6 protein-coding genes are annotated in these 6,961 nt (G+C 71.8%); 1 reads left to right on the top strand and 5 read right to left on the bottom strand.

Annotation, left to right across the window (positions count from 1 at the left end; all coding sequences use genetic code 11):
- A partial coding sequence (locus HGA02_RS07280) for an AMIN-like domain-containing (lipo)protein (protein WP_425483037.1) occupies positions 1–442 on the top strand: 442 nt, incomplete at its 5' end.
- Positions 443–502: 60 nt separating this feature from the next.
- Here the strand turns inward: HGA02_RS07280 and HGA02_RS07275 are convergent.
- From HGA02_RS07275 to HGA02_RS07255, 5 genes are all read right to left on the bottom strand, one after another.
- Entirely contained in the window at positions 503–2,221 is a 1,719-nt protein-coding gene (locus HGA02_RS07275; protein ID WP_168678465.1) for a glycoside hydrolase family 13 protein, read from the bottom strand.
- A 43-nt stretch (positions 2,222–2,264) separates the two neighbouring features.
- A complete protein-coding gene (locus tag HGA02_RS07270; protein ID WP_168678464.1) occupies positions 2,265–3,206 on the bottom strand; it encodes a carbohydrate ABC transporter permease in 942 nt (313 codons plus the stop codon).
- Positions 3,203–4,138 (bottom strand): carbohydrate ABC transporter permease, encoded by a 936-nt coding sequence (locus HGA02_RS07265; protein ID WP_168678463.1) that lies wholly within the window; start codon positions 4,136–4,138, stop codon positions 3,203–3,205. Before HGA02_RS07265 ends, HGA02_RS07270 begins: the two co-directional genes overlap by 4 nt.
- Positions 4,135–5,403, bottom strand: coding sequence for an ABC transporter substrate-binding protein (locus tag HGA02_RS07260; RefSeq protein WP_168678462.1), 1,269 nt, complete (start codon positions 5,401–5,403; stop codon positions 4,135–4,137). Before HGA02_RS07260 ends, HGA02_RS07265 begins: the two co-directional genes overlap by 4 nt.
- On the bottom strand, positions 5,400–6,961 hold a 1,562-nt coding region (locus HGA02_RS07255; RefSeq protein WP_168678461.1), incomplete at its 5' end, for an alpha-galactosidase. The genes HGA02_RS07260 and HGA02_RS07255, both read right to left, overlap by 4 nt.

Here is a 6,961-nt window from a genome sequence, read left to right as displayed (position 1 = left end):
CGCCGAGGGCTTCGCGCCCGCGACGACGACCGCGGAGGCCGAGCCGTCGGGTGCGCGCGTCACCGTCGTCGACGTCCGCGTCGGCACGCACGACGGCTACGACCGGGTCGTCTACGAGGTCGCGGGCGGCGGCGTCCCCGGCTACCGCGTCGGGTACGTCGACCAGGCCGTGCAGGACGGCAGCGGCGAGCCGGTCGACGTCGCGGGCGAGGCCGTGCTCGACGTCTGGCTGACCGGCACGGGCTACCCCCACGACACGGGCCACGACGAGTTCGCGCAGGACGTCGGCCCGCGCGAGGGGACGGTCGTCCAGGTCACGCGGCCGCTGACGTTCGAGGGCATGACGCAGTCCGTCGTGGGCGTCGCGGGCGAGCGGCGGCCGTTCCGGGTGTTCGTGCTGCAGGACCCGGTGCGCGTCGTGGTGGACGTGCAGTCGTCCTGACGCCGGCACGCCCGCGACCTGGCCGCCCGGCTCGCGGGGCGCGCGTCGGGGCAGCCCGGCTCAGCGGGCGACGCGGCGGACCTGCGCCTCCCAGGGCCGCAGCCTGACCCGCCCGTCGGCGTCCGGCACGGCGTCGCCGTCGTAGTTCCCGAGCACGAGCGTCGAGCCCGCGGCGGCGTCGACCGCGACGTCCTGCTCGTCGCCCGAGAAGTTGCCGAGCACCAGCAGGGTGTCGCCGTCGAGGGACCGCGTGAACGCGTAGACGTGCTCGTGGTCGGGCAGCAGCATCGTGAAGTCGCCGAGCGCGACGACCGGGTCGGTGTGCCGCAGCTCGACCAGGCGGCGGTAGTGGTGGAACACCGAGCGGTCGTCGGCGCGCGCCGCGACCGCGTTGACCTCGACGTGGTTCCGGTTGACGGGGAGCCACGGCGTGCCGGTCGTGAAGCCGGCGTGCTCGGTCTCGTCCCACTGCATGGGCGTGCGCGCGTTGTCGCGGCTCATCGCGGCGAGCCCGTCGAGCAGCTCGTCGTCGGTCGCGTGGCCGTGCGCGCGGGCCTCGGCGACGTGCCGCAGCGACTCGATGTCGCGGTAGTCGTCGAACGAGTCGAACCGCGCGTTCGTCATCCCGAGCTCCTCGCCCTGGTAGACGTACGGCGTCCCGCGGTGCAGGTGGAGCACGGTCCCGAGCATCGTCGCGGACTCGCGCCGGTAGCGGCCGTCGTCGCCGAACCGGGACACGATGCGCGGCTGGTCGTGGTTGTTCCAGTAGAGGCTGTTCCACCCGACGTCCGCGAGCTCGGCCTGCCAGCGCCCGAAGGACGCCTTGAGGTCGCGCAGCCGCAGCGGCCGCACGTCGAACTTGCCCCCGGGCCCGTGGTCGAGGCCGACGTGCTCGAACTGGAACACCATGTCGACCTCGGCGCGCGCCGGGTCGGTGAACAGGCGCGCGTGCTCGACGGTCACGCCGGGCATCTCCCCCACGGTGAGCAGCCGGTCGGACCGGCCCGCGAACACCTCGCGGTGCATCTCGGCGAGGAACTCGTGGATGCGCGGCCCGTTCGTGTAGGCCGCGCTGCCGTCGCCGAGCACGCCGTCGCGCACAGGCCCGTCGGGCAGCGCGGGGTCCTTCGAGACGAGGTTGATGACGTCCATCCGGAAGCCGTCGACCCCGCGGTCGAGCCACCAGCGCATCATCGCGTAGACGGCGTGCCGGACCTCGGGGTTCTCCCAGTTGAGGTCGGGCTGCTTCCGGCTGAACAGGTGCAGGTAGTACTCCCCGGTCGCCTCGTCGAGCTCCCAGGCGGGTCCCGAGAAGAAGGACCGCCAGTTCGTCGGCTCGGCACCCGGCTGACCCGGCGCCATGCCGTGCCGCGGCGGGCGCCACCAGTACCAGTCGCGCTTCGCGCTGTCCGTCGACGAGCGCGACTCGACGAACCACGGGTGCTCGTCCGACGTGTGGTTGACGACGAGGTCCATGACGAGCCGCATGCCGCGCTCGTGCAGCGCCGCGAGCAGCGCGTCGAGGTCGGCGAGCGTGCCGAACGACGGGTCGACGTCCTGGTAGTCGCTGATGTCGTACCCGTTGTCGTCCTGCGGCGACGGGTAGATCGGCGACAGCCAGACGACGTCCACGCCGAGCGCGGCGAGGTGGTCGACGTGGTCGAGGACGCCCCGCAGGTCCCCCACGCCGTCGCCGTCGGAGTCGGCGAACGAGCGCGGGTACACCTGGTAGACGACGGCGCGGGTCCACCACGGGGCGTCCTCGACGGTCCACGTCATGCGATCTCGGTCCCTTCCGGAGAGGTGGGTCGGTGCGGGGCGGTCACTTGATCGCGCCGCGCGTGACGCCGGAGATCACCCAGCGCTGCGCGAGCACGTAGACGACGAGCAGCGGGACCATCGCCAGCAGGTAGGAGGCGAAGGCGACCGTGTAGTTCGTCGAGAACTGCGCCTGGAAGACGTACTGCTGCAGCGGCAGCGTCGCCGCCTCCGGGTCGGACAGGATGACGAGCGGCAGCATGAAGTCGTTCCACGCCCACACGCACGTGATGATGCCGACGGTCGCGTTCATCGGCCTCAGGAGCGGGAAGATCACCTTCCAGAAGACCGTCCACGCGTTGGCGCCGTCCATGATCGCCGCCTCCTCCAGCTCCTTCGGGATGGAGTGGATGTAGGCGACGTAGACGAACACGTTGAACGACAGGCCGAACACCGTGTACAGCAGGATCAGGCCGGCCTGGTTGTCCAGGTGCAGCTGGGCGGTCAGCTTGGCGACCGTCAGCATGAGGATCGGGAACGGCACGAACAGCGCCGCGATGAAGTAGAAGAACAGCCCCTTGAACAGCCGGCGGTGCATGTTCCGGGCGATCGCGTACGCGACCATCGAGTTCGTCAGCAGGGTCAGCACGACCGCGCCGACCGTGATGATGGCGCTGTTGAGCGCCGAGCGCGGGAAGTCGGTGAGCCGCCAGGCCTCGCCGAAGTTCCCGAACGTCACGGGACTCGGCAGGTCGAAGCCGGCACCCGAGAGCTGGTCGGGCGTCTTGAGGGCCGTGACGACCACGAGGTACATCGGCACGAGGATGCTCAGGGACAGGAAGATCATCAGCCCGGTGAGCCACCAGTTGGTGCGCCCCCCGGGCTCGCCGGGGTCGGAGGCGCTGCGACGACGGCGTCGCGACGGGCGGCGCGGTCCGGTCGGGTCGACGGCGTCGGCGTCGTCGCCGGTGAGGCGGCCGACGGGCGGTGCGGCGGTGGCGGTCATGCGACGTTCCCCTCTCCACGCTGCAGGACTCGGAACTGGACGAGGGCGAACACGATGATGACGACCATGAAGACGACGGCGTTCGCGAGCTGGTAGCCGAACTCGCCGCCCTGGAAGCCGCCCTTGTAGATGAGGACGCCGACCGACTCGGTCGCCGTGCCCGGACCACCGCCCGTCATGGCGATGACGTGGTCGAACACCTGCAGGAACCCCTTGAGCGCGAGCACCATGTTGATGACGAAGAAGCCCCAGATCATGGGGAACGTGATGCTCGTGAACTTGCGCCACGCCCCGGCGCCGTCGAGCGACGCGGCCTCGTAGAGCTCGTGCGGGACCGTCTGGAGGCCCGCGAGGTAGAGCACGATGTTGAACGCCGCGGCCTGCCAGACGGCGAGCACGACGATCGCGATCCACGCGAGACCCTCGTCGCCCAGGATCGACGTCGAGAACCGCTCGTTGCCGAGGGACTGCGCGATGGCCGGGATGGAGATCGCGAACAGGTACTGGAAGACGTACCCGACGACGAGGATCGCGAGCACGTACGGCACGAAGTAGACGGCGCGCAGCGTCGTGCGGAACTTGATGCGGCTGTTGAGCGCCATGGCGACGCCCAGCGCGATGACGTTCACGAGGATCGTCGCGACGATCGCGAACTGGAACGTGAACACGTACGCGTGCAGCACGCGGTCGTCGGTGAAGAGCGCGACGTAGTTGGCGATGCCGACGAACTCGTACGGGCCGTACCCGGGCGAGTCGGTGAAGCTGTAGTAGATGCCCTGGAGCACGGGCACCGTGTGCAGCAGGAAGAACAGCGCGAACGCCGGTAGCACCATCCAGTAGAAGGCGCGGGCGGTGCGCGAGGCGATGCCGCCGCGTCGCACGCGCTGCGGGCGGTCCTCCCCCGTCCGGGCGGGGGCCGTCGTGGCGGTCATCCTTCCTGCACCTTCCCCAGGCCCCAGGTGCGGCGGGCCGCGACCTTGTCCCAGTCCTCGTCGAGCTGCGTGAGCATGGTCTGGGCGTCGCCCCCGAGCAGGTACTGCTGGAGCAGCGGTGCCAGCGGGATCGCGGGGATGAACTGGTGGTCGGTGAACCCGACCAGCCGCTGGTCGTCGATGTACTGCTGGACGCCCGCGAGCGCCGGGTCGGTGTTCGCGGCGCCCTCGATCGCGGGGATCGCGACCTGCGCCTCCGCGTACTCCTGCACCACGTCGGGCTGCAGCAGGAAGTCGACGAAGCGCTGGGCCTCCTCCGGGTGCGCGCTGTCCGCGCCGGTCGTGACGAGGACGTCGACGCCCGAGACGAGCGTCGTGCGCTCGGGGTCGTCCGTCGCCGGGAGCGCGAACGACCCGACGGTGAACTGCGGGTCGAACGTGCGGATCTGCGGCACCGCGTACGAGCCGAGCAGCAGCATCGCGGACTCGCCCGAGGCGAACGCGCGCGTGCCCTCCTGGTAGCCGACGGCCGCCGGGTCCGGCTGCGTGTACTCGTAGAGCTCGCCCTCCTTCTCGAGCGCCTCGCGCCAGCCCTCCGCGAACGTCGTCTCGCCGGCGAACCGCTCCTCGAAGAAGTCGTCGGGGGCCGTCTGCGCGGTGAGCGGCGCGAGCGGCGACTGCGCGGTCCACGCGTCCGCGAGCATGCCGTAGAACGGCGTGACGCCCGCGTCCTCGAAGGTCTGGGCCGCGGCGATGAGCTCGTCCCACGTGGTCGGGACCTCGACGCCGTGCTGCGCGAAGAGCTCCTCGTTGTAGAGGACGCCGCTCGCGTTGGCGGCGAAGGGGATGCCGTTGACGGCGCCCGGTTCGCTCTGGCCGAGCGCCTGGACGACCTCGACGAAGCCCGGGTTGATGTCGTCGAGGACGGGGCTGTCGGCGAAGTCGGTGAAGATGCCGGCCGACGCGAACTCGCCGAAGGTGCCGTTGCCGTTGAGCGTGAGCACGTCGGGCACGTCGTCCTTCACCAGGCGCGTGCGCAGCGCCGTCTCCGGGTCCGGCACGTTCTGCACGACGACGCGGACGTCGGGGTTCTGCTCCTCGAACTGCGCCGCGAGGTCCTCGAAGTACTGGACGGCCTCGGGCTTGAACTGGAAGAACGTGATCTCCCTGCGGTCGTCGCCGCGCGCGCACGCGGCGAGCGGCAGCAGGAGGGCCGCGGCCGCGAGCGCCGCGGTCGTGCGTCTCCTCGCGCGTCTCCTGGTCATGCGATGTCTCCTGACGTCGGCCGGGCGGCGTCGGCGCCCCCGGTGCCGGGTGCGGGCGGCGCGTCGGTGCGCCGGACCTGCACGAGGACGGTCCGCTCGGGGAAGAGGGTGGGGGCGCGGAGCCCGACCTGCTGCAGGACGCTTCCGGTGGTCCGGACCCCCTCGTCCCACCAGGCCAGGGGGCCGCGACCGTGTCCCTCGATGGTGTTCCCGGGCGGGAGCGGGCGCACGTCGTAGCGCGCGTCCGGGTCGAGCCCGGGGAGCCGGACGGCTCCGGGCGGGCTCGTGACGCTCGTCGTCAGCTGGGTGACGGCGAAGATCGCGGCGGACCGGTCGGGAGCGACGACGCCGTCGACGCGCAGCGCACGGTCGGCGGGCTCGTCGTGCACGCGGGTGCCGGTGTGCAGCAGGTCGCGGTGCGCCCGGTGCGCGGCGATCCACGTGGCGAGCTCGGCGCGCTCGTCGTCGGTCGCCTGCGTGACGTCCCACTCGACGCCGAAGTGGCCGAAGAACGCGGTGGCGGCGCGGAACGAGAGCGCGTGCCGGCGGCCGGTGGTGTGCGACTCGGGACCACCCACGTGCTGGCCCATGAGCTCGGGCGGCAGCAGCAGGCCGGTCCAGCGCTGGATCTGCTCACGCTCGACGGGGTCGATGGTGTCGGACACCCACACGCGGTCGGTGCGCTCGAGGATGCCGAGGTCGACGCGCGCGCCTCCGGACGCGCACGACTCGATCTCGACGTGCGGGTGGCGTGCGCGCAGCTCGTCGAGCAGGCGGTAGACGGCCTGCGTCTGGCGGTGCACGCCGGGGACGCCGAGGTGGCCGTGGCCCGCGTCGACCAGGTCGCGGTTGTGGTCCCACTTGAGGTACGCGATGTCGTGCTCGGTGAGGATCGCGTCGAGGCGCTCCAGGATGTGCGCGAACGCCTCGGGACGCCCGAGGTCGAGCACCTGCTGCGTGCGCGCGGGCACGGGCAGGCGGCCGGGGACCGCGAGCAGCCAGTCGGGGTGCGCGCGGGCCAGGTCCGAGTCGGGGTTGACCATCTCGGGCTCGACCCACAGGCCGAACTGCATGCCGAGTCCCGTGACGGTCTCGATCAGCGGGTGCAGCCCGTCGGGCCACGCCTCGTCGGAGACCTCCCAGTCGCCGAGCCCGCGCGTGTCGTCGCGGCGCGAGCCGAACCAGCCGTCGTCGAGCACGAAGCGCTCGATGCCGAGGTCCGCGGCGGTGCGCGCGAGCGCCCGCAGACGGTCGAGGTCGTGGTCGAAGTACACGGCCTCCCAGGTGTTGAGCGTGACGGGTCGCGGCGTGCGCGGGTGCTGCGGGCGCGACCGCACGTACGTGTGGAAGCGGCCCGCGAGCTCGTCGAGGCCCGTGCCGTGGCTGCCGTAGAGCCACGGCGAGACGTACTCCTCGCCCGGCTGCAGGACGACCTCGCCGGGCAGCAGCAGCTCGCCGCCGCTGAGGACCGCGTCGCCGCGCGGGGTCCGCTCGGCGGCGAACCGGTGGTTGCCGCTCCAGCCGACGTGCACGCCCCAGACGGCGCCGCGGCGCGCGT

The sequence above is a fragment of the Cellulomonas septica genome (genome assembly GCF_012396155.1).
Lineage (GTDB): Bacteria > Actinomycetota > Actinomycetes > Actinomycetales > Cellulomonadaceae > Cellulomonas > Cellulomonas septica.
This window is presented reverse-complemented; position numbering and strand designations above follow the sequence as displayed.